The organism is Sphingomonas sp. 10B4, assembly GCF_035019905.1.
Lineage (GTDB): Bacteria > Pseudomonadota > Alphaproteobacteria > Sphingomonadales > Sphingomonadaceae > Sphingomonas > Sphingomonas glacialis.
In genome coordinates this window covers 1-20,412 of sequence record NZ_JASJVC010000063.1, presented here as the reverse complement: position 1 = coordinate 20,412, position 20,412 = coordinate 1, and the positions used below count along the sequence as shown (strand labels likewise).

The window sequence follows — 20,412 nt, the reverse complement described above, 5'->3', positions numbered from 1 at the left end:
TGCGATCAGGTTTCGGACAACTTCCGCGTCATCGATCCTGCAGATTACAGAATCATGGCTTGAGCGAGCGACGATTTTGCGGGTCGTCAAGCAGACGGAGTATAACTAAGGCGATTCTGGTTATAATTTGTACGCCTTCGAGCCAAAATGGATTTTTATAGCGGCTGGCGACCCTGTCGGCGTCCCTTCGGCATAACGAAGCCAGTTTCGGCATTCGTCGGGCGGAAACAGATCGACACGGTGACCGATGCGGTCCCAGCGTCCGGAGCGATTTTTTGCCTTGGAGATGGCCATTTCGATCGGGTTCAGACCGGGTGAGTAGCGCGGGAGGAAGCGCGACGTCGCGCCTTTGTGGGCGATGATCTGTGCGGTCTCGGTGTCCTTACGGCTCGAAACGCGGACGGATCTGACGATGTCACCGCCTTTGGAGCGCGGGAACCAGAGACTGCCAGGCGTAGTCCAGCAAGACCGCCCGGCTCATCGGTTGACCGACGATCAGCGGTGTCATGATGCCCTTGCGGTCGAGCCCGGCAAGACGGCCGTGATCCGCCGATCGCCAACGAGCGCGAAGCCATTGACGCGCTGCCCTTTGCGCACCTGGCCCTCGCCGGTATCGGACCATGTTGATGGTGACGCCTGTTTCGTCGCGGAACATCAGCCGCCTGCCGGCAGTCATCGACGCAACGTCGCGCCCTACGGTGCGCGCATCGGCTGCATCAGACCTGAACCGCTCCCTGTCGTGGACGCCTTTCGCCAATTCCGCGCTGCGTATGCCACCGGCTGAGCCGCTCGACATCGGCCACGACGCAGCGCCCGCCGCCGCCCTTCGGTCGACGCCCGCGTAGCGCTGGCGCAGCCCCTATGCCGGAGACCGTCGAGTGTCTGACCCTGATCGAAAGAGGGCAACCAATCGTCCCGATAGACCCGAGGCAGTCCATTCGCGCCGACACAAAGGGAGAAACCAAAATGTGGACGCGGATTTCGCCGCACCGTCACAAGGCCCAACGATTTTGGTTTGGCGATGGTGACCCCTACGGGAATCGAACCCGTGCTTCAGCCGTGAAAGGGCCGCGTCCTAACCGCTAGACGAAGGGGCCATGCCGGCGTCGCCGGTTGGTTGGAGGCGGTTAGGGAAACTCGCCGCGCCGGTCAAGCCATCTCTTGCACGAAATCGCTTCAATCGGCCCAGGCCGCATCGTCGATGTGCAGTTCGGCGGCTGGGCGCGAGCCCCAATCGTCGATCTTGGCGCGGCCCGCGAGCCACAGGCGGCGGTGCGGCGCGGCGCCGAGCAGCGCCTGGCCGAGCGCGGTGTCGGCCTGGCGGAAGGCGACGGCCTTGAGCGACCCGCCGCCATCGCCCGCGACGATCGCGCGGACATGGCCGTTGCCGACCACATCGGCCTTGATGATCCGCACCGGCCCGGCGACGACGCGCGGCTGCGGCCAGCCCATGCCATAGGGACCGCCGAGCTCCATCGCGGTCACGAGATCGGGGGTGACGCCGCCGGCGGTCAGCACCGCGTCGAGCAGCAGCGCGCGGTCGCCCATCGCGCGCGCGACCGCAGCTTCGAGTCGCTCGCTGAGGAAGGCCGCGAAGGCATCGACGTGATCCTCGGCGATCGTCAGCCCGGCCGCCATCGCGTGACCGCCACCCGCGACGAGCAGGCCTTGCTCCTTCGCCGCAAGCACCGCCGCACCGAGGTCAACGCCGCTGATCGAGCGGCCCGAACCCTTGCCGAGCCCGGCATCGTCGAGCGCGATGACGAGGGCAGGGCGGCCGTATTTCTCCTTCAAGCGCCCCGCGACGATGCCGATCACGCCGGGGTGCCAGCCATGCCCTGCGACGACGAGCACCGCGCGGTTGCTTTGATTGAGTGCGATGAGTTCGGCGGCTTCCTGGACGATGCCTTCGATCGCGCGGCGTTCCTCGTTCAAGCGGTCGAGCTCGACCGCGATTCGCTCGGCCTCGGCGGGATCGCGCGTGGTGAGCAGGCGGACGCCGAGATCGGACTTGCCGACGCGTCCGCCGGCGTTGATCCGCGGGCCGAGCGCGAAGCCCAGATCGGTGCTGGTCGGCGCGCGCGTCAGGCGCGACGCGGTGATCAGTGCGTTGAGCCCGATGTTGCGGCGCTGCGCCATCACCTTGAGCCCCTGCGCGACGAACGCGCGGTTGAGCCCGCGCAGGGCGGCGACGTCGGCCACGGTGCCGAGCGCGACGAGATCGAGCAGATCGAGCAATTTGGGTTCGGGGCGATCGGCGAAATAGCCGCGCCCGCGCAGCGTGCGGATCAGCGCTGCGCCGAGCAGGAAGGCGACGCCGACCGCGGCGAGATGGCCGTGCTCGGCGCCCTCGGTCTCATCGAGCCGGTTGGGATTGACGAGCGCGTGCGCATGCGGAAGCGCGGCGGCGCATTTGTGGTGATCGACGACCAGTACATCGACGCCGGCATCGCGCGCCGTCGCGAGCGCGTCGAACGCCTGTGCGCCGCAATCGACGGTGACGATCAGCGTCGCGCCTTCGTCCTTGAGCCGCACCAGCGCTGCGCCGGTCGGGCCATAGCCCTCGAGCATCCGGTCGGGGATGTACGGCCGCGCCTCGAGCCCGAGATTGCGCAGCAGCAGGATCATCAGCGCGGCCGAGGTCGCGCCGTCGACGTCGTAATCGCCGAAGATCGCGAGCTGCTCGCCCGCCTGCACCGCATCGGCGAGTCGGTCGGCGGCGCGGTCCATGTCGCGGAAGATCGAGGGATCGGGCATGAAGCCGCGAATGCTCGGCGCCTTGTGCGCGTCGATCGCGTCGCGCGGGCAGCCGCGCGCGAGCAGCAATTGCGTGACGAGATCGTCGGGCGCGAAGCCGGGGTCGCGCGCGTCGGTCTCGAGCATGCGCCAGCGCCAGGGCTGGCCGAGGATCGAATGGCTGATGTTGAGGACGGTGTTCATTGCCCGCCCTCCTACGCGCTTGGCAGAGGAGCGCAAATCGGAGCGGTCAGCGCAAAGGCTGGGGTCAGGCCTTGATCCACTTCCCCTCGCGAAACCATTTGGTCACGATGTACTTGGTGCCGCTCACCACGGGCATGCCCTCGTGGAGCGTCTCGGTGTTGCGGCTACCGTCGCGGTTCATGTTGTTCCAGGCGAGCAGCAGGCCCTTCTTCGGCGCGACGCGGATGCCGATCTGCGGGAACCAGGTCGCGCCGCCCTCCTCGACATGGTTGAGATAGATCATCGCGGTCCAGGTGCGTTGCCCGCCGGTCTCGATCATCTGCGGCCAATAGGCCTGCTTCTCGTTGAAATAATCGAAATGCGCGCGGAAATGCTGGCCGACGGCGTAGCGTTGGCCCTGCATCGTCTCGCCTTGCACCGGATCGATCCCGAGCAGGTGCGCGATCGCCTCGTCGGTCGGGCGGACGTCGGGCGACCAGCGGTCCATGTCGCAGCTTTCGCTCGTGCGGAACTCCTGGATGTTCTCCTCGGCGAGCACGGTCGAGCGGCGCTTGTTGGCGTCGATCATCGCGACGAGCGCGTCGCAGGTGGCGGCGTCCAGGAAATCGGGGTGCTGATAGATTTGCGCGCCGTCGACCGCGAAGCGCTTGACCGCGGGATTGGCATCGAGCCGCGCCCCGACGGTTTCGCCGAACTGGCGGCGCAGCGGCGAGGCGCCGTTGGGTTTCCTTGCAAAAAGAGCCATGCGCGCGACTTTGCCGCGGGCGGCTCAAAAAACAAGGGGTCCGCAAGCGGCGTGCCTGCGGACCCCGAGGTCGGTCTTCCGGGTCTTACCAGAAGATGTCGTACACCGTGTCGACGACATAGCCGGTGCGGATGTCGACCAGCAGCGCGTCGTTATAATAGCGCACCCAGCGATACGGACCGTAGGCCGGCGGCAGGCGGTAGTAATCGGCGTCTTCGATCCAGTAATTCTGGTTGAACAGCACCGAGCTCAGCGAGAAGCCAACCGAGAAGCGACGATACCCGCCCGACCAGCCCGACGGCGCATAGTAGCGCGGGAGGCGATAGAGATTGCGGTTCTGGGTGCGATAGCTGTTGTAATTGTAGCGGTTGTCGCGCCGCCAATCGCGGTTCCACCCACCGCGATTGTCATTGCGGTCATAGCCGCCGCCATTGCCACGATTGTAGCCACGATCGCCGAAGCGCCCGTCATTGCCACGGAAATCGCCACGATCATTGCCGCGGAAATCCCCGCCGCGCTGCTGCCCGTCGAACGCAGGGCGCCCGTCGCGTGGGCCACCTTCGAAACCGGGGCGACCATCGCGCTGGCCGCGGTTGAAATCCGGGCGGCCGTCGCGCTGACCACCGTTGACGTCGGGGCGGCCATCGCGCTGCCCGCGGTTGAAATCCGGCCGGCCGTCGCGCTGGCCGCCGTTGAAATCGGGGCGGCCTTCGCGTTGCTCACGCTCGAAGCCCGGGCGGCCGTCGCGCTGCCTGCCGGGGAAACCGGGCTGGCCAGCTTGCGCCTGCGGCGGGACAGCTTGCGGCTGGCCGCGATACTCGCCGCGTCCGCCGAAGTCGCGCCCACCGCCGCCCTGGCGATCGGGGCGCTGCTGCTGTTGCTGTTGCTGCGGCTGCGGCTGAGCCTGGACCGGCGCCTGGACCTGAACCGGCTGCTGCACCTGGCCCTGCGGGCGCTGCCAGTTCATGCGGCCTTCGGCACCCGGCATCGCCTGGCGCTCGGGGCGGCCTTCGCCCTGTCCCTCCTGCAGGCCGCGCCGCCCTTGACCGTCGCCGCGGTTTGGCCGATCGCCAGCATCCTGCGCCATCGCGGTGGCGGGGATCAACGCAGAAGCCGCCATGATCGCGGCGAGCAATGACTTGCGCATCGATACTTCCTTATCTTCGTCCGGAAAGCATTTCCGGTCGTTAAACGCGGTATACTCTGCGCGCGATGAGCCGTGGCTGAATTGCGATGACAGCGTTGCGAAAGCTTTGGCTCATCTTGGCGGGGTCAGTGCTGGAACTTCGCGCGCTGCGTCGGCAGGCGTGATGGCAGGGCGCGGCGGTGCAGCAATCGTCTCGTCGCCGCGCTGGACGCTGGCGGCGAGCAGGATCGCCTCGACCAGTCGTGGATAGATGCCGCAGCGGCACAGATTGGTGATCCCGGCGCGAATATCGTCCTCGCTCGGGTTGCGATTCTTCTTCAGCAGAGCCGACGCGGCCATGATGATGCCGGGGATACAAAAGCCGCATTGCGTGACGTTCTTGTCGAGGAACGCCATTTGCACCGGGTGGGTGCGATCACGCGACAGGCCTTCGATCGTGGTGACATAGCTCCCCTCGATCGCGCCGATCGTACGCTGGCACGATCGCACCGCCTCGCCGTCGATATCGACGGTGCAGGCACCGCAGTCGCCGGTGCCGCAGCCATATTTGGTGCCGGTCAGGTTCGATGCGTCGCGCAGCGCCCAGAGCAGCGGGGTGTTGGGATCGATCCGGTACTGGACCGGCTGATTATTGACGGTGAAGCGCGTCATGCGTGGCCTCCGCAGCGGTGGCGCAAGCGTGGGGCAGGGGCGAGTGGCCGGGACATGCGACGACCATGCCCGCGCGCGACCGGCCCGGCAAGCACGCGGCGAACACCGCGAAACGCGCCGTTTCCGGCTACGCGATTGTCGGCGCGGCGCCCGCGCCCGATATAGCGGAGATGAAACTTCCAACGCTCTTCATCCCGCATGGCGGTGGCCCGTGCTTCTTCATGGATCCAGCCGGCGGCCCGCCCGACCCGATGTGGCGCCCGATGCAGGCGTACCTTGCCGGATTGATCGCATCGCTGCCCGAGCGACCGCGCGCGATCCTGCTCGTGTCGGGACATTGGGAGACGCCCGAACTCGCGATCAACACCGGCGACGGGCATCCGCTCGATTACGACTATTTCGGCTTCCCTGCGCATACCTATCGGCTCGACTGGCCGTCGCACGGCGATCCTGCGCTCGCGCAGCGCGTGAGCGCGCTGCTCGCCGACGCAGGGATCGCGCATCACGGCGAGGAGCGCGGCTGGGACCACGGCGTGTTCATCCCGATGATGGTCGCGGTGCCAGGTGCCGACATCCCGCTCGTCCAACTCTCATTGCGCGCCGATCTCGATCCGGCGGGACATATCGGGATCGGGCGAGCGCTCGCACCGCTGCGCGACGAGGGCGTGCTGATCGTCGGATCGGGGATGAGCTTCCACAATCTGCGCGCGCGCGGGCCCCAGGTCACGCCGATCGCCGCGGCCTGGGATGTCGCACTGACCGCGGCGGTGACCGATCCCGATCCGGTGGCGCGCGCCGCGCGCGTCGCCGCCTGGGACACGCTGCCAAACGCCCGCTTCGCGCATCCCGAGGCCGAGCATCTGCTGCCGCTGATGGTCGCGCTCGGTGCTGGCGGTGAGGATGCGGCGATCTGCGATTACCGCGATGTCGTGCTTGGTTGGGCGGTGTCGGGCTATCGCTTCGGATGAAAGCGTGCGGGGCAGCGTAGCGCCGCCCCGCGACGATCAGGCGGGCTTCGCGCCGGGCGTGCCGCACTTGGCGAACTTGCCGTTCAACCGGCACTTGGTCGCGACCGGCTTGGCGGGCGGGCACTTCATGAAGCGGCCCTTGGCGTCCTTGCATGGCGCCGCCATGACGGGTGCCGAGGCGAGCGAAAGCGTTGCAGCGGCAAGCAGGATCTTGAGCATTCTTGGTCTCCACACGGTAAGGCCCGACCGAGGTTAGGCGCGTGCCCGTGGGAGGCAAGAGTTCTATAACAGGTTATTGATTAGATTGGCTTTGCTGCGAGGATCAAGCGCGCCAGCCGGTGTCGATCTTGTCGACCAGCCGCACCATCGCCGCGAAATCGGCAGCGCCTGCGCCGCCCGGGACTTGCGCCATGTGCAGATCGCGCTGGTGGACCGCCACGACGTCGGGCGTCACTTCGATCGGCGTTCCCATCGACATTGTGGCGATCTGGATCTCGCACGCGCGCTGGAGCGACCAATGCTTGATGAACGCCTCGGGCAGCGTCTTGCCCATCACCAGGATGCCGTGATTCTTGAGCAGCATCACGCGCTTGTTGCCGAGATGCTCGAGCAGCCGCGCGCCTTCCTCGTCGCGGACCGTCACGCCCTCGAAGTCGTGATAGGCGATCTGCCCGGCGAAGTTGCACGCGTAGAAATTGGTCGCGCGCAGCCCGCCCTCGAGCGAACTGACCGCCATTCCCGCGGTGGTGTGGGTGTGCATGATGCAATGCGCGTCGGGCAAATGGCGGTGGAACAGCGCGTGCTGGACGAAGCCCGCGCGGTTGACGGGGTAGGCGCTGTCGTCGAGCTTGTTGCCGTCGATGTCGATCTTGACGAGGCTCGACGCCGTCACCTCGCTGAAGTGCAGCCCGAACGGGTTGATCAGGAAGGCGCCGTCCTCGCCCGGGATCTTGAGCGTGATGTGGTTGTAGATCATCTCGGACCAGCCGAGCATCGCGAACACCCGGTAACAGGCGGCGAGCTCCTGGCGCGCTTCCCATTCGGCTTCGGACATCTGCACGCGGTCGACAGCGGCGGTAGCCATGGCGGACTCTCCTGATCCGGATTGTTCTAGGCGCCGGGTATCGCATGGCATTCTGCGGATTGCCAGACCGGGCGTCGGCGGGGCAAGGGATGCTACGAGAGAGACTGGCGGCGAAAGCGGCCGATTAGGGGATCGCATATGCACATAGAGGCCGCCACGACGCCGCACGGCACCGACGAAATCGCCACCAAGGGGATCAACGCGCCCGACCTGCAGGTCTTCGTGTTCGCCCTGTTCTTCATCTTCGGCGGCATCACCAGCCTCAACGACGTGATCATCCCCAAGCTCAAGGACCTGTTCACGCTGAGCTATGCGCAGGCGCTGCTCGTGCAATCGGCGTTTTTCGCGGCCTATTTCGTCTTCTCGATCCCCGCCGCGGCGATCGTGCGCAAGGCAGGCTATATGCGCTCGGCCTCGATCGGCTTGCTGACGATGACCGCGGGCTGCCTGCTGTTCGTGCCGGCATCGCAGTCGGGCACGTTCGCGGTGTTCCTGCTCGCGCTGTTCGTCCTCGCGGCGGGGATCACGATGGTGCAAGTCGTCGCCAACCCGCTGATCTCGCTGCTCGGGCCGCCCAAGACCGCGTCGAGCCGGTTGACCTTCGCGCAGGCGTTCAACTCGCTCGGCACGACGATCTTCCCGTATGTCGGCTCGATCGTGATCCTCGGCTCGCTCGCGAGGATCGATCCCAAGACGCTGACCGGCGCTGCGCTCGACGCGTATCGCACCGCCGAGACGCAGACCGTCGTGCACACCTATATCGGGCTCGCGGTGGCGCTGGTGATCGTCGCGGCCGTCGTGTGGACGCGCCGCAACCGGCTGCAGACCGCGGTCGATGACCAGGGCAGCATCGTCAAGGCGTTCGGGCTGCTCCGCCTGCCGCGCTTTGGTTTCGGCACGCTGTGCATCTTCCTCTATGTCGGCGCCGAAGTTGCGATCGGCTCGCTGATCGTCAGCTATCTGACGCAGGCCGACACGCTGGCGCTCGGTGCCGAGGCGGCGGGCAAGCATGTGCCGTTCTATTGGGGCGGCGCGCTGGTCGGGCGCTTCATCGGGGCAGCCGTGCTGCGCTACGTCTCGCCGGGCAAGGTGCTCGCCGGCGTCGCGATCGCCGGGATCGCGCTGATCGCGCTGTCGACGCACACCACCGGGCTCGTCTCGGGCTGGTCGCTGCTCGCGATCGGGCTGACCAATTCGATCATGTTCCCGACGATCTTCAGCCTGGCGAGCGAAGGCCTCGGCAAGCGTGCGGCCGAGGGGTCGGGCGTGCTGGCGATGGCGATCGTCGGTGGCGCGATCATCCCGCCGCTGACCGGCCTGATCGCCGATCAGAGCGGGCTGCGCTTCGCCATGATCCTGCCGGCGGCCTGCTATGCGATCATCGCCTGCTACGGCGTGTTCGCGCGCAAGCCGGTGGTCGCTTAACCGAGCAGCGCCTCGATCTCGGCCGGAGCGAAGCCCGCTTCGGCCAGGATCGCGGCGCCGTCCTGCGCGCCAGCCATGCGCGGGGCCACGGTTTCGCTGACCGAATAGCGCGGGGCGGGGGCGGGTTGCGTCACGCCGCCCGCGGTCACGAATGCACCGCGCGCGACGTTGTGCGGATGCGTGGCGGCTTCCTCGAACCCCAGCACGGGCGCGACGCACGCCTCGTGCCCGTCGAACGCCGCGACCCATGCGTCGCGGCTGCGCTGCTTGAAGCGATAGGCGAGCTCTTGCTTGAGCCTTGGCCAGACTGCCGGCGCAAACTGCGCATCCCATTCGGCACCGTCGAGTTGCATCACGCGGCGCAGCGCGGCGTAGAATTGCGGTTCGATCGCGCCGACCGCGATCCATTTGCCGTCGGCGGTCTCATAGGTGTCGTAGAAATGCGCGCCGCCGTCGAGCAAATGGGTGCCGCGCGCGCCACTCCACTGGCCCATGCCGCGAAACCCCCAGATCATGCTGGCGAGCACCGCCGATCCTTCGGTCATCGCGCAATCGACGACCTGACCCGTGCCGCTCGCCTGCGCCTGCAGGATCGCGGCGAGCATCCCGAACGCGAGCATCATCCCGCCACCGCCGAAATCGCCTGCAAGGTTGATCGGCGCGGTCGGCTTGCGGCCTGCTTCGCCGAGTGCGTGGAGCGTGCCCGAGATCGCGATATAATCGATGTCGTGGCCGGGTTCGTGGGCGAGCGGGCCGCTTTGCCCCCAGCCGGTCATGCGGCCATAGACGAGCCGCGGATTATCACCGATCAGCACGTCGGGCCCGAGGCCGAGGCGCTCCATCACGCCCGGACGGAAGCCCTCGATCAGCCCGTCGCACGTCCCCGCCAGGCGGCGCACCGCCGCGACCGCTTCGGGCTGCTTGAGATCGAGCGCAATCGTCCGGCGCGAGCGGAGTAGCGGGTCGCGCGTCGGATCGGTCAGCCCCGGCGGGCCGGGACGTTCCACGCGGATCACCTCGGCGCCGTGGTCGGCCAGCATCATTCCACAGAACGGGCCGGGCCCGATCCCCGCCATTTCGAGGATCCGCAGGCCGGTCAGGGGGGCTGATGCTCGGCCGTTCATCCTATCCTCCGTCATTCCGGCCCTCCCCGTCATTCCCGCGAAAGCGGGAATCCCGCGTCTTCCCGCCGCTAGAAGAAGCGGGACCCCCCGCTTTCGCGGGGGTGACGGGAAGGGCGGTGCGCCATCAGAACGCGGCGATCCCCGTGATCGCGCGGCCGAGGATTAGCGCATGGACGTCGTGCGCGCCCTCGTAAGTGTTGACCGTTTCCAGGTTCATCATGTGGCGCATGACCTGATATTCGCCAGAGATGCCGTTGCCGCCGTGCATGTCACGGCTCATCCGCGCGATATCGAGCGCCTTGCCGACGTTGTTGCGCTTGACGATCGAGATCATCTCGGGCGCGAACTTGCCGGCGTCCATCAGGCGGCCGACACGCAGCGACGCCTGTAGCCCGAGCGCGATCTCGGTCTCCATGTCCGCGAGCTTCTTCTGGTAGAGCTGGCGCCCGGCGAGCGGGGTGCCGAACTGGTTGCGGTCGAGCCCGTACTGGCGTGCGGCATGGAAGCAGAATTCGGCAGCGCCGAGCGCGCCCCAGCTGATCCCGTAGCGCGCGCGGTTGAGGCAGCCGAATGGACCCTTCAGCCCCTGGACGTCGGGGAGCAAGGCATCCTCTGACAGCTCGATTTCGTCCATCAGGATCATCCCGGTGATCGAGGCGCGCAGCGACAGCTTGCCCTCGATCTTGGGCGTGGCGAGCCCCTTGGCGCCCTTTTCGACGATGAAACCGCGGATGCCGTCGCCGTGCGCTTCCGACTTCGCCCAGATGACGAACACGTCGGCGATCGGCGAATTGGAGATCCAGGTCTTGGCGCCCGACAGCAGATAGCCGCCGTCGATCTTCTTCGCGCGCGTCGTCATGCTCCCCGGGTCCGATCCGGCATCGGGTTCGGTCAGGCCGAAGCAGCCGATCCATTCGCCGCTCGCCAGCTTCGGCAAATACTTCCGCTTCTGCGCTTCCGAACCATAAGCGAAGATCGGGTACATCACGAGGCTCGACTGGACCGACATCATCGAGCGATAGCCCGAATCGATCCGCTCGACTTCGCGCGCGACGAGGCCGTAGGCGACGTAGGACGCGCCGACGCCGCCATATTCCTCGGGCACGGTCGGGCCGAGCAGGCCTTGCGCGCCCATCTCGCGGAAGATCTCGGGATCGGTGGTTTCGTTCTGGAAGGCATCGACGATGCGCGGGGCGAGCTTGTCCTGCGCATAGGCACGCGCAGAGTCGCGGATCATCCGCTCGTCATCTTCGAGCTGATCGTCGAGGAAAAAGGGGTCTGCCCAATCGAAACGCGCCATGTCGGCCATGTCAGGTCCTTTGATTTCCACGTCGCCCCGGCGGAGGCCGGGGCCGCTGGATTATGACGCGAAGATCGTGCCCCAAACCCAGCGGCCCCGGCCTGCGCCGGGGTGACGACTATTGTTGTAAGATCCGGTCGTCGAACAAGCCGAACGCCAGGGTCGAGGCATAATATCCGATCGCGCGCTCGCGTGTCATCGTATGTGCCCATTTGCGCATGTCGAACGCCGCATTCTGCATCGCCATCAGCGCCTGCGCCGCGATCAGCGGATCGACCGGGCGGATCGAACCCTCGGCGATGCCGTCGCTCATCGTGCCCGCGAAGCGGCGCGCGATACGGTTCGAACGGTCGACCATCTGCGTGCGCGATTCGCTCGGCAGGCCCGATAGCGCCGTCGTGCGCAGCAGTGGCCCGCGCTCGGAGAATTGCACGTCGAGCAAGGTCGCGATCGTCCCCGACAGGCGCTCCCAATGGCTCCCGCCGCGCTCGTCGGCGAGCCGCTGCGCGTCGGCGACGGTATCGAGGCTGCGCTTGTAACACGCGAGCACCAGATCGTCCTTGGCATCGAGATGGTGGTAGAAGCTGCCCTTGGTGACGTTGAGCTCGGACGCGATCTTCTGCACCGAAGCCCCACGATAGCCGAGCTGGTTGATCAACCGCGTCGCCGCCAGGAGGAACGCCTCGCGCCCGGGCTCGGGCTCGTCATGCGCCAGGTCGATCAGCTCGGGATCCCAGGTCGCTTTCGGCCCGGCAATGCCGTGGGCGAACACGTCCATCAGCCGTTCCTCGATCCGCGGATATTGATCGGGATCGTAGCGCGTTAGCCAGATCGGCAGCCAGAAGGTGTTCTCGAGCAGCACATGCGCGCGCCCGCCGTGAAGATCGGTCTGCGCGCGGTTGGCGGCGGGGCCCCACAGGCTGCGCGTCTTGCGGAACACCTCGCGCCAGCCCGCCATCAACTTGCCGAGCACGGGCTCCTCCATCGCGCGCAGGTCGGACAGGATCGCGAACGCGGTCTCTTCGCCGCGCTGGATCCGGGTGAGCCGGATCATGTTGAGCGAGAGGTATTTCGCGACGCGCGCTTGCGGCGTCGGCTCGAGCAGCGATTCGTCGAGCATCGCCAGCAGCTTTTCGAGCGTGTACTCGAAGCAGGCGGCGGCGAGGTCTTCCTTGCGCTTGAAATAATAGGTCACGCTCGTCGTGTTGAGCCCGACACGGCGCGCGACATCGGCGAAGGTCATGCCCTTGGCGCTCTGTTCGTTGATCGCTTCGGCCGCTGCAGCGAGGATCGCGTCGCGCTTGGCGCGGAAGCGCTTGGTGCTGGTGTCGGAGTCCAGGCTCTCGGCGGTCGGAATGGTGTCGTTGGCCTCCATGCGGCAATCTGTAACATCATCTTTTAGAAGAAACAGTCCCTTTCGTGCGCGCGGGCAATGCATGGCTTTTCCACGCCAAAGACGCTTTACCGAAAACGCGGTACGGTATACCCAGCCTCCCAACGACCCGATTGGAGAGAGCAGATGGACTTCAGCTTCAGCGAACGCGAGATCTATTTCAGGGATCGTGTGAAGGGGTTCATCGACCAGCAGATCCGCCCGCGCCAAGCCGAATATGACGAGCAGCACCATAGCGGCGAGCGCTGGAAGGTCATTCCGGTGATCGAGGAGATGAAGGAAAAGACCAAGGCGGCCGGCCTGTGGAATTTCTTCATGCCGCCGCATTCGGGGCAGAGCCATGTCGATGATTCGTTCGTCTTCGAAGGCACGCAGCTCACCAATCTCGAATATGCGTTATGCGCCGAGGAGATGGGCAAGGTCGGTTGGGCGAGCGAATGCTTCAATTGCTCGGCCCCCGACACCGGCAATATGGAAGTGCTCCACCGCTACGGCACGCTCGAGCAGAAGGAGCGCTGGCTGCGCCCGCTGATGAACGGCGAAATCCGCTCGGCCTTCCTGATGACCGAGCCTGCGGTCGCCTCGTCCGACGCGACCAATATCGAGACCTCGATCGTCCGCGATGGCGACGAATACGTCATCAACGGCACGAAATGGTGGTCGTCGGGCGTCGGCGATCCGCGCTGCAAGATCGCGATCACGATGGGCAAGACCAACCCCGACGCCTCGCGCCACAGCCAGCAGAGCCAGATCCTCGTGCCGATGGATGCGCCGGGCGTGACGATCAAGCGGATGCTGTCGGTCTATGGCTATGACCATGCACCGCACGGCCATGGCGAGGTCGTGCTCGAAAATGTCCGCGTTCCCGTCGAGAACATCCTGCTCGGCGAGGGCCGCGGGTTCGAGATCGCGCAGGGGCGCTTGGGGCCGGGCCGCATCCATCACTGCATGCGCACGATCGGCGTCTCCGAGACGGGCATCGAGGCGATGGCCAAGCGGCTGCTGAGCCGCGTCGCGTTCGGCAAGCGGATCGCCGACCAGTCGGTGTGGGAGGAGCGCATCGCGCGCGCGCGGATCGATATCGAGATGACGCGGCTGCTGTGCCTCAAGGCCGCCGACATGATGGACCGCGCGGGCAACAAGTCGGCGCAGCAAGAGATCGCGATGATCAAGGTGCAGGCGCCCAACATGGCGCTCAAGATCCTCGACGATGCGATCCAGGCGCATGGCGGCGGCGGCGTGTCGGGCGATTTCGCGCTGGCGCATGATTGGGCCGCGATGCGCACGCTGCGCTTCGCCGATGGTCCCGATGAAGTGCACAACCGGGCGATCGCGCGGAACGAGTTCGGCAAGTACGCCGATTTGCCGGCGGCAGTTGCGGCGAAGGACGCGGTGCGGCGCTAAACCAACCGTCACCCCGGCCTTGTGCCGGGGCCCACCGCGCTTCGCGTACGATGCGTGGGTGGTGAGGTGGACCCCGGCACAAGGCCGGGGTGACGAAGAGAAAAAGAGGGACACGTGAAAGCAGCCATCCTTTACGCCCCGAAGACGGAACTGGTGATCGACGATGTCGCGATCTCCGACCCCGGCCCGCGCGAAGTGCTGATCCGCACCGTGGCGTGCGGGGTGTGCCGCAGCGACCTGCACTTCGTCGACGGTGCCTTCCCGCACCCGATGCCGACGGTGCCGGGGCACGAGGCGGCGGGGATCGTCGAGGCGGTCGGTTCGGACGTCGCGCATCTCAAGGTCGGTGACCATGTCATCACCTTCTTCACCGTGTTCTGCGGCGCGTGCGAGATGTGCGTCACCGGGCGGCCGTCTTTGTGTGTCGATCCCTCGACGCGGCGGCCCAAAGGCGCACCGCCGCGGTTGGCGCTGAACGACGGCACGCCGCTCGCGCCGTTCCTCAATTTGTCGGCCTTCGCCGAGATGATGCTGGTCCACGAAAACGCCTGCGTCGCGATCAGCAAGGAAATGCCGCTCGACCGCGCCGCTTTGCTCGGCTGCGCGGTGATCACCGGGGCGGGCTCGATCTTCAACGACAGCCAGTTGCGCCCCGGCGAAAGCGTCGCGGTGATCGGCTGCGGCGGGATCGGGCTCGCCGCGATCAATGCCGCCAAGATCGCCGGCGCGGGGCAGATCATCGCGATCGACCCCGTCGCCGACAAGCGCGCGCTCGCCGAGAAGCTCGGCGCAACGCACACGCTCGATTCGAACGATGCCGACCTCGCCAAGAAAGTCTTCGGGATGACCGGCGGCGGGGTGCATTATGCGATCGAAGCGGTTGGGCGGAGCAACACCGCCGAGCTCGCTTGGACGATCCTGCGGCGCGGCGGCACTGCGACGATCCTCGGCATGATCGCGCCGGGGAACGACGTGAAGATCGCGGGGCCGACCTTCCTGACGGGCAAGAAGCTGCAAGGCTCGCTGCTGGGCTCGACGCGCTTCCCGATCGATTTGCCGCGGCTGGTGCAGATGTATCTCGACGGCAAGCTCGACCTCGACACGATGGTCGCCGAGCGGATCAAGCTCGAGGACGTCAACCACGCGCTCGCAAACTTGCGCACCGGCGACACCGTGCGCTCCGTGATCGAGTTTTCGTGATGGACGATTTCGCGCCCCAGACGATCGCCGTTCCCGAGAAGGACCGGCTCGACGAGGCCGCGCTGACGGCGTGGATGGTCGCCAATGTCGAGGGCTTTGTGGGGCCGCTGAGCTATGCGAAGTTCGCGGGCGGGCAGTCGAACCCGACCTTCAAGATCGAATCGCCGTCTGGCACCTATGTGCTGCGGCGCAAGCCGATGGGGGTGCTGCTGCCCTCGGCGCATGCGGTCGACCGTGAGTATCGGGTGATCGCGGGGCTCTATCCGACGGGTTTTCCGGTCGCGAAACCCTATGGGCTGTGCACCGCCCCCGCGGTGATCGGCACCGATTTCTACGTGATGGGGTTCGCCGATGGGCGCAATCTGTGGGACGGCACCTTGCCCGACTACACGCCCGGTGAGCGCACCGGCATCTACAACGCGATGTGCGACACGCTCGCGGCGTTGCATAATACCGATCATGTCGCGGCGGGGCTCGGCGAATACGGCCGCCCCGGCAATTATTTCGAACGCCAGGTGGCGCGCTGGACCAAGCAGTATCGTGCGTCCGAAACCGAGCCTATGCCGCAGGTCGAGAAACTGATCGACTATCTCGGCCGCACCGTGCCCGAACAGACACGCACCTCTGTCGTCCATGGCGATTACCGTATCGACAACATGATCTTCGACAAGACCGAGCCGCGCGTGATCGCGCTGCTCGACTGGGAATTGTCGACGCTCGGCGATCCGCTGGCGGACTTCTCCTATTTCCTGATGAGCTGGGTGACCGCGCCAGAAGGGCGGTCGGGGGTGCTCGGGCATACCGGGCCGACGACGGGAATCCCGACGATCGAGGCGATGGTCGAGCGCTATTGCGCGGCGACGGGGCGGGACGGCGTGCCCGATCTCAACTGGTATTTCTCGTACAATCTCTTCCGGCTGACCGGGATCGTCCAGGGGATCAAGAAGCGGATCGTCGAGGGGACCGCGTCGAGCGCGCAGGCGGAGAAGTCGGCGGCAGGCGTGTACCGGCTGGCCGATGCGGCGTGGGATTTCGCGGTGAAGGCCGGGGCTTAGTTTCTTATTCCCCTCCCGCTTGCGGGAGGGGTTAGGGGAGGGAAGTGGCGGAGCGCCTGCGGACAGGCCCACCCCCAGCCCCTCCCGCAAGCGGGAGGGGAGCAAGAATGTCGCAATTCGATCTTACAGGCAAAGTCGCCATCGTCACCGGGTCCTCGCGCGGGATCGGCAAGGCGAGCGCGTTCGAGCTTGCCGAACACGGCGCCAAGGTCGTCATCTCGAGCCGCAAGCAGGACGCCTGCGATGCGGTCGCCGCCGAACTCAACGCGCGCTTCGGCGACGGCACGGCGATCGCGGTCGCCGCCAACATCTCGGACAAAGCGGGGCTCCAGCACCTCGTCGATGCTACCCGCGCCGCGTTCGGCGAGATCGACGTGCTCATCTGCAACGCCGCGTCGAACCCCTATTACGGCCCGCAAGCCGGGATCGCCGACGAGCAGTTCCGCAAGATCCTCGACAATAACATCGTGTCGAACCACTGGCTGATCTCGATGGTCGCGCCCGAGATGCGCGAGCGGAGGTCGGGCAGCATCGTCATCGTCTCGTCGATCGGGGGCTTGCGCGGGTCGACGGTGATCGGCGCGTACTGCATCTCCAAGGCTGCCGACATGCAGCTCGCGCGCAACCTCGCGCATGAATTCGGGCCCGACAACGTCCGCGTCAACTGCATCGCGCCCGGGCTGATCAAGACCGATTTCGCGCGCGCGCTGTGGGAGGATCCCGAGCGGATCGAGGCAGCGAACAAGACCGTGCCCTTGCGCCGGATCGGCGAGCCCGAGGAGATTGCCGGAGCGGTCGTCTTCCTCGCCAGCGCGGCGAGCAGCTTCATGACCGGGCAGACGATCGTGCTCGATGGCGGGGTTACCATTTAACGCCGTCGCCCCGGCGGAGGCCGGGGCGGGTGTGTGGCTTGGCACGCGTGTGCCTCAAACGAAACGGCCCCGGCCTTCGCCGGGGCGACGGAGGATGCAATGGCACGGTTCAGCGGAAAATCGATCATCGTCACTGGGGCGGGCTCGGGGATCGGGCGCGCGACGGCTTTGCTGTTCGCGAAGGACGGGGGCAGCGTGATCGTCGCCGATCAGAGCGAAACGGTCCACGAAACCGCCGCGATGATCGAGCGGGCGGGCGGCGCGGCGCACGCGATCCAGATCGACGCGGGCAACGAGGACGACGTGATCCGCGCGGTCAACGTCGCGTGCGAATATTATGGCGGGCTCGATATCATGTTCGCCAATGCGGGCATTTCGGGTGGGATGGCGAACCTGTTCGACACCGATGTCGCGCTGATCACCGAAGTGCTTCGCGTCAATCTGATCGGGCCGTTCCTCGCGATCAAGCACGCTGCCCCCAAGATCGCCGAACGCGGCAGCGGCGCGATCGTGCTGACGGCGAGCGTTGCGGGGATCCGCTCGGGCGCGGGGTCGCCGGCATATTCGGCGTCGAAGGCGGGGGTGATCAACTTGGCGATGGTGTCGGCGCAGCAGCTGTCGGGATCGAACGTGCGCGTCAATGCGATCTGCCCGGGGCTGACCGAGACGGGGATGACCAAGCCGACCTTCGATTATGCGCGCGAGGCGGGCAAGACCGACCGGATCGGCCGGCTCAATCCGCTGCGGCGCGGCGCGCAGCCCGAGGAACTGGCGGAAGTGGCGGCGTTCCTCGCCTCGGATGCGGCGAGCTACGTCAACGGACAGGCGATCGCGGTCGATGGCGGTCTGTCGAGCAGCCATCCGGTGACCAAGCAGGAATATGGCAAGACGGCGGTGTAGCGATCACTCGCGCAGGCGGATCAGCCCTTCCTGCGCGACGCTCGCGACGAGCCGCCCATCCCGCGCGAAGATCTTGCCGCGGTTGAAACCGCGCGCATGGCCTGCCCAGGGGCTGTCGCACACATAGAGCAGCCACTCGTCGGCGCGGAAATCCTCGTGGAGCCACAGCGCGTGGTCGAGACTGGCGGTCTGCAATTTGTGCGTCATCCAGTTGACGCCGTGTGCCAGCGTCGCGGTGCCGAGCAGCGACATGTCGGAGGCATAAGCGAGGATCGCGCGGTGCAACGCGGGATCATCGCCGATCGGCGCGACGACGCGGAACCAGCTGTTCTGGCGGGGCTCCTGCTCGACCGGGTCGAGCCAGCTGCGGGGGCTTACCGGGCGGATGTCGACCATGCGCGGGCGCAGGAACATCGCGCGGAATTTCTCGGGGATTCGGTCGATCATCGCAAGGCGCAGCTCGCGGTCGCTGGTCAGATCCTCGGGCGGCGGCACGTCCGGCATCGCGTCCTGATGCGCGAGGCCACCCTCGGGCACTTGCAGCGAGCAGGCGAGGTTGAGGATCGGAAGCCCACGCTGCGTCGCGATGACGCGGCGCGTGGCGAAGCTTTTGCCGTCGAAATCGCGCACGACGCGGTAGAGGATCGGGTGGCTCTCGTCGCCCGCGCGCATGAAATAGGCGTGGAGCGAATGCGCTTGTTTGGGCGCATCGGTCGAACGCTGCGCCGCCTGCAGCGCCTGCGCGATGACTTGCCCGCCGAACACGCGGCCGAAACCGTCGGTGCCGCGAATGCCGCGATAGAGATCGGTGTCGATTTCCTCGATGTCGAGCAAATCGACGAGGTTCTGGGCAAGTTGGGCGGGGGTTGGGTCGGTCATGGTGTGCCTTAACGCTTCCTCCCCGGGACGGGGAGGGGGACCGTGAGCATTGATCGAACGGTGGAGGGGGCGTGCCTCGGGCCTGGTGTTGGTGGAGGTCCCCCTCCACCACTCGGCTGAAGAAGCCGCGCGGTCCCCCTCCTCGTTCCGTGGGGAATCAATACCCCGCCGCGCGTGCCACCTTGTCGGCGTGGAAGTTGGCATCGCCGAACATCTCGGCCAGCACGCGCGCGCGCTTCATGTAGAAGCCGATGTCATATTCGTCGGTCATACCGATCCCGCCGTGCATCTGGACGCCTTCCTGCACCGACAACGTCGTCGCCAGCGCGGTCATCGCCTTGGCGACCGAGACTGCGGTGTCGGCATGTGGGCTATCGAGATCGAGCAGTTGCTGGGCTTTCAGCACCGCGGCGCGCGCGACTTCCATCTCCGAATAGAGGTGCGCCGCGCGATGCTGGAGCGCCTGGAAGCTGCCGATCAACGTGCCGAACTGCTTGCGCTGCTTGAGATAGCCGACCGTCATGTCCATCGCGCCGCCGCCGACGCCGAGCAATTCGGCCGAGGCGCCGGTCCGCCCGGCGCGCAGCAGCCGGTCGAGCGGCGAGCGGCCGCCATCGACGTCGCCGATCACCGCATCGGCATCGACCTCGACGCCGTCAAACTCGAGCCGCGCGGCGAGGCTCGCATCCGCAAGGCGCTCAGGGGTTGCCGTCAGGTTGGCGGCATCCTTGGGGATCGCGAAGAGCGTCACGCCCTCGGCGTCGTCGGCGCTGCCGGCGGTGCGCGCGGCGACGATCAGCAGGTCGGCGACATGGCCGTGCGTGACGAACTGCTTCTTGCCGGTCAGCTTGAAGCCGTTGCCCGAACGCTCGGCGGTGAGGCCGATGCTGTCGCGGTGCTTGGCGGCCTCGTCGATCGCGAGCGCAGCGACGGTGTCGCCAGCGATGATGCCGGGGAACCAGCGTGCGGCATGCGCCGTGCCCTTGAGCGCCTCGACCGCAGCGACTGCGGTGGTCAGGAACGGCGAGGGCGACAGGTTGCGACCGATCTCCTCGAGCACGACGCCCGCCTCGACATGGCCGAGCCCGAGCCCGCCTTCATCCTCACCGATCAGGAGGCCGGTGAAGCCCATTTCGGCGAAGCTCTTCCACAGGTCGCGGCTGAAGCCGGTCGCATCCTTGGCGTCACGAAGCCCGCGCATGTGGCTGACGGGCGCCTGCTCGCCGACGAAATCGCGGATCGTGTCCTGCAGGGCGGTTTGGTCTTCGTTGAGAACGGGGCCGCTGTGATACGGGCACTCGCGGCGCTGTCTCTTATACACATCT

Annotated in this window: 19 protein-coding genes and 1 tRNA gene; 7 read left to right on the top strand and 13 right to left on the bottom strand. The window is 66.6% G+C overall.

Annotated features, from left to right (window positions below):
• Positions 1-415 precede the first annotated feature (415 nt).
• From QN347_RS15270 to QN347_RS15245, 6 genes are all read right to left on the bottom strand, one after another.
• A complete protein-coding gene (locus QN347_RS15270) occupies positions 416-757 on the bottom strand; it encodes a hypothetical protein (RefSeq protein WP_323494120.1) in 342 nt (113 codons plus the stop codon).
• A 265-nt stretch (positions 758-1,022) separates the two neighbouring features.
• Positions 1,023-1,097, bottom strand: a tRNA-Glu gene (locus QN347_RS15265).
• 79 nt (positions 1,098-1,176) lie between these two features.
• Entirely contained in the window at positions 1,177-2,940 is a 1,764-nt protein-coding gene (gene recJ, locus QN347_RS15260; RefSeq protein WP_322162838.1) for a single-stranded-DNA-specific exonuclease RecJ, read from the bottom strand.
• Between the two features lie 64 nt (positions 2,941-3,004).
• Positions 3,005-3,685, bottom strand: coding sequence for a prolyl hydroxylase family protein (locus tag QN347_RS15255; RefSeq protein WP_322162839.1), 681 nt, complete (start codon positions 3,683-3,685; stop codon positions 3,005-3,007).
• Between the two features lie 85 nt (positions 3,686-3,770).
• The gene (locus QN347_RS15250; RefSeq protein WP_322162840.1) at positions 3,771-4,832 is read right to left on the bottom strand and encodes an RcnB family protein; all 1,062 of its coding nucleotides are present in this window, start codon (positions 4,830-4,832) and stop codon (positions 3,771-3,773) included.
• A gap of 111 nt (positions 4,833-4,943) precedes the next feature.
• Positions 4,944-5,483 (bottom strand): (2Fe-2S)-binding protein, encoded by a 540-nt coding sequence (locus tag QN347_RS15245; RefSeq protein WP_133189456.1) that lies wholly within the window; start codon positions 5,481-5,483, stop codon positions 4,944-4,946.
• Between the two features lie 170 nt (positions 5,484-5,653).
• Between QN347_RS15245 and QN347_RS15240 the strand changes: the two genes are divergently transcribed.
• Positions 5,654-6,451 carry a class III extradiol ring-cleavage dioxygenase gene (locus QN347_RS15240; protein WP_322162842.1) on the top strand — a complete coding sequence of 266 codons (798 nt, stop codon included), beginning with the start codon at positions 5,654-5,656 and terminating at the stop codon, positions 6,449-6,451.
• A 36-nt stretch (positions 6,452-6,487) separates the two neighbouring features.
• On the opposite strand, the gene QN347_RS15235 is transcribed toward QN347_RS15240, so the two are convergent.
• A complete protein-coding gene (locus tag QN347_RS15235) occupies positions 6,488-6,670 on the bottom strand; it encodes a hypothetical protein (RefSeq protein WP_322162844.1) in 183 nt (60 codons plus the stop codon).
• Positions 6,671-6,773: 103 nt separating this feature from the next.
• Complete coding sequence (locus QN347_RS15230; RefSeq protein WP_322162846.1) at positions 6,774-7,535, bottom strand: class II aldolase/adducin family protein; 762 nt, start codon at positions 7,533-7,535, stop codon at positions 6,774-6,776.
• A gap of 138 nt (positions 7,536-7,673) precedes the next feature.
• Here QN347_RS15230 and QN347_RS15225 point away from each other — a divergent pair, with 138 nt between their 5' ends.
• Positions 7,674-8,960: a sugar MFS transporter gene (locus tag QN347_RS15225; RefSeq protein WP_133189448.1), complete on the top strand. Its 1,287-nt coding sequence runs from the start codon at positions 7,674-7,676 to the stop codon at positions 8,958-8,960.
• On the opposite strand, the gene QN347_RS15220 is transcribed toward QN347_RS15225, so the two are convergent.
• The 3 genes from QN347_RS15220 to QN347_RS15210 form a co-directional block, all read right to left on the bottom strand.
• Complete coding sequence (locus tag QN347_RS15220) at positions 8,957-10,084, bottom strand: CaiB/BaiF CoA-transferase family protein (RefSeq protein ID WP_322162849.1); 1,128 nt, start codon at positions 10,082-10,084, stop codon at positions 8,957-8,959. The genes QN347_RS15225 and QN347_RS15220 overlap by 4 nt on opposite strands.
• Before the next feature lie 124 nt (positions 10,085-10,208).
• A complete protein-coding gene (locus tag QN347_RS15215; protein WP_133189444.1) occupies positions 10,209-11,393 on the bottom strand; it encodes an acyl-CoA dehydrogenase in 1,185 nt (394 codons plus the stop codon).
• 109 nt (positions 11,394-11,502) lie between these two features.
• Positions 11,503-12,759: a TetR/AcrR family transcriptional regulator gene (locus QN347_RS15210; protein WP_322162850.1), complete on the bottom strand. Its 1,257-nt coding sequence runs from the start codon at positions 12,757-12,759 to the stop codon at positions 11,503-11,505.
• 144 nt (positions 12,760-12,903) lie between these two features.
• Here QN347_RS15210 and QN347_RS15205 point away from each other — a divergent pair, with 144 nt between their 5' ends.
• The 5 genes from QN347_RS15205 (at position 12,904) to QN347_RS15185 (ending at position 18,208) form a co-directional block, all read left to right on the top strand.
• A complete protein-coding gene (locus QN347_RS15205) occupies positions 12,904-14,181 on the top strand; it encodes an acyl-CoA dehydrogenase family protein (RefSeq protein WP_322162851.1) in 1,278 nt (425 codons plus the stop codon).
• 114 nt (positions 14,182-14,295) lie between these two features.
• The gene (locus tag QN347_RS15200) at positions 14,296-15,381 is read left to right on the top strand and encodes a Zn-dependent alcohol dehydrogenase (RefSeq protein ID WP_322162853.1); all 1,086 of its coding nucleotides are present in this window, start codon (positions 14,296-14,298) and stop codon (positions 15,379-15,381) included.
• Positions 15,381-16,436: a phosphotransferase family protein gene (locus QN347_RS15195; protein ID WP_322162854.1), complete on the top strand. Its 1,056-nt coding sequence runs from the start codon at positions 15,381-15,383 to the stop codon at positions 16,434-16,436. Before QN347_RS15200 ends, QN347_RS15195 begins: the two co-directional genes overlap by 1 nt.
• Before the next feature lie 107 nt (positions 16,437-16,543).
• Positions 16,544-17,308, top strand: coding sequence for an SDR family oxidoreductase (locus tag QN347_RS15190; RefSeq protein WP_322162855.1), 765 nt, complete (start codon positions 16,544-16,546; stop codon positions 17,306-17,308).
• Between the two features lie 99 nt (positions 17,309-17,407).
• Positions 17,408-18,208, top strand: a complete 801-nt coding sequence (locus QN347_RS15185) for an SDR family oxidoreductase (protein WP_322162856.1) — start codon at positions 17,408-17,410, stop codon at positions 18,206-18,208.
• A gap of 3 nt (positions 18,209-18,211) precedes the next feature.
• Here the strand turns inward: QN347_RS15185 and QN347_RS15180 are convergent, their stop codons facing one another.
• A complete protein-coding gene (locus tag QN347_RS15180; protein ID WP_322162858.1) occupies positions 18,212-19,087 on the bottom strand; it encodes an acyl-CoA thioesterase II in 876 nt (291 codons plus the stop codon).
• A gap of 157 nt (positions 19,088-19,244) precedes the next feature.
• Positions 19,245-20,408 (bottom strand): acyl-CoA dehydrogenase family protein, encoded by a 1,164-nt coding sequence (locus QN347_RS15175; protein ID WP_323494121.1) that lies wholly within the window; start codon positions 20,406-20,408, stop codon positions 19,245-19,247.
• Positions 20,409-20,412 lie beyond the last annotated feature (4 nt).

Coding starts and splice junctions, on each gene's coding strand:
- recJ (WP_322162838.1), bottom strand. CDS start 2,940: ATGAACACCGTCCTCAACATCAGCCATTCGATCCTCGGCCAGCCCTGG.
- QN347_RS15255 (WP_322162839.1), bottom strand. CDS start 3,685: ATGGCTCTTTTTGCAAGGAAACCCAACGGCGCCTCGCCGCTGCGCCGC.
- QN347_RS15250 (WP_322162840.1), bottom strand. CDS start 4,832: ATGCGCAAGTCATTGCTCGCCGCGATCATGGCGGCTTCTGCGTTGATC.
- QN347_RS15245 (WP_133189456.1), bottom strand. CDS start 5,483: ATGACGCGCTTCACCGTCAATAATCAGCCGGTCCAGTACCGGATCGAT.
- QN347_RS15240 (WP_322162842.1), top strand. CDS start 5,654: ATGAAACTTCCAACGCTCTTCATCCCGCATGGCGGTGGCCCGTGCTTC.
- QN347_RS15235 (WP_322162844.1), bottom strand. CDS start 6,670: ATGCTCAAGATCCTGCTTGCCGCTGCAACGCTTTCGCTCGCCTCGGCA.
- QN347_RS15230 (WP_322162846.1), bottom strand. CDS start 7,535: ATGGCTACCGCCGCTGTCGACCGCGTGCAGATGTCCGAAGCCGAATGG.
- QN347_RS15225 (WP_133189448.1), top strand. CDS start 7,674: ATGCACATAGAGGCCGCCACGACGCCGCACGGCACCGACGAAATCGCC.
- QN347_RS15220 (WP_322162849.1), bottom strand. CDS start 10,084: ATGAACGGCCGAGCATCAGCCCCCCTGACCGGCCTGCGGATCCTCGAA.
- QN347_RS15215 (WP_133189444.1), bottom strand. CDS start 11,393: ATGGCCGACATGGCGCGTTTCGATTGGGCAGACCCCTTTTTCCTCGAC.
- QN347_RS15210 (WP_322162850.1), bottom strand. CDS start 12,759: ATGGAGGCCAACGACACCATTCCGACCGCCGAGAGCCTGGACTCCGAC.
- QN347_RS15205 (WP_322162851.1), top strand. CDS start 12,904: ATGGACTTCAGCTTCAGCGAACGCGAGATCTATTTCAGGGATCGTGTG.
- QN347_RS15195 (WP_322162854.1), top strand. CDS start 15,381: ATGGACGATTTCGCGCCCCAGACGATCGCCGTTCCCGAGAAGGACCGG.
- QN347_RS15190 (WP_322162855.1), top strand. CDS start 16,544: ATGTCGCAATTCGATCTTACAGGCAAAGTCGCCATCGTCACCGGGTCC.
- QN347_RS15185 (WP_322162856.1), top strand. CDS start 17,408: ATGGCACGGTTCAGCGGAAAATCGATCATCGTCACTGGGGCGGGCTCG.
- QN347_RS15180 (WP_322162858.1), bottom strand. CDS start 19,087: ATGACCGACCCAACCCCCGCCCAACTTGCCCAGAACCTCGTCGATTTG.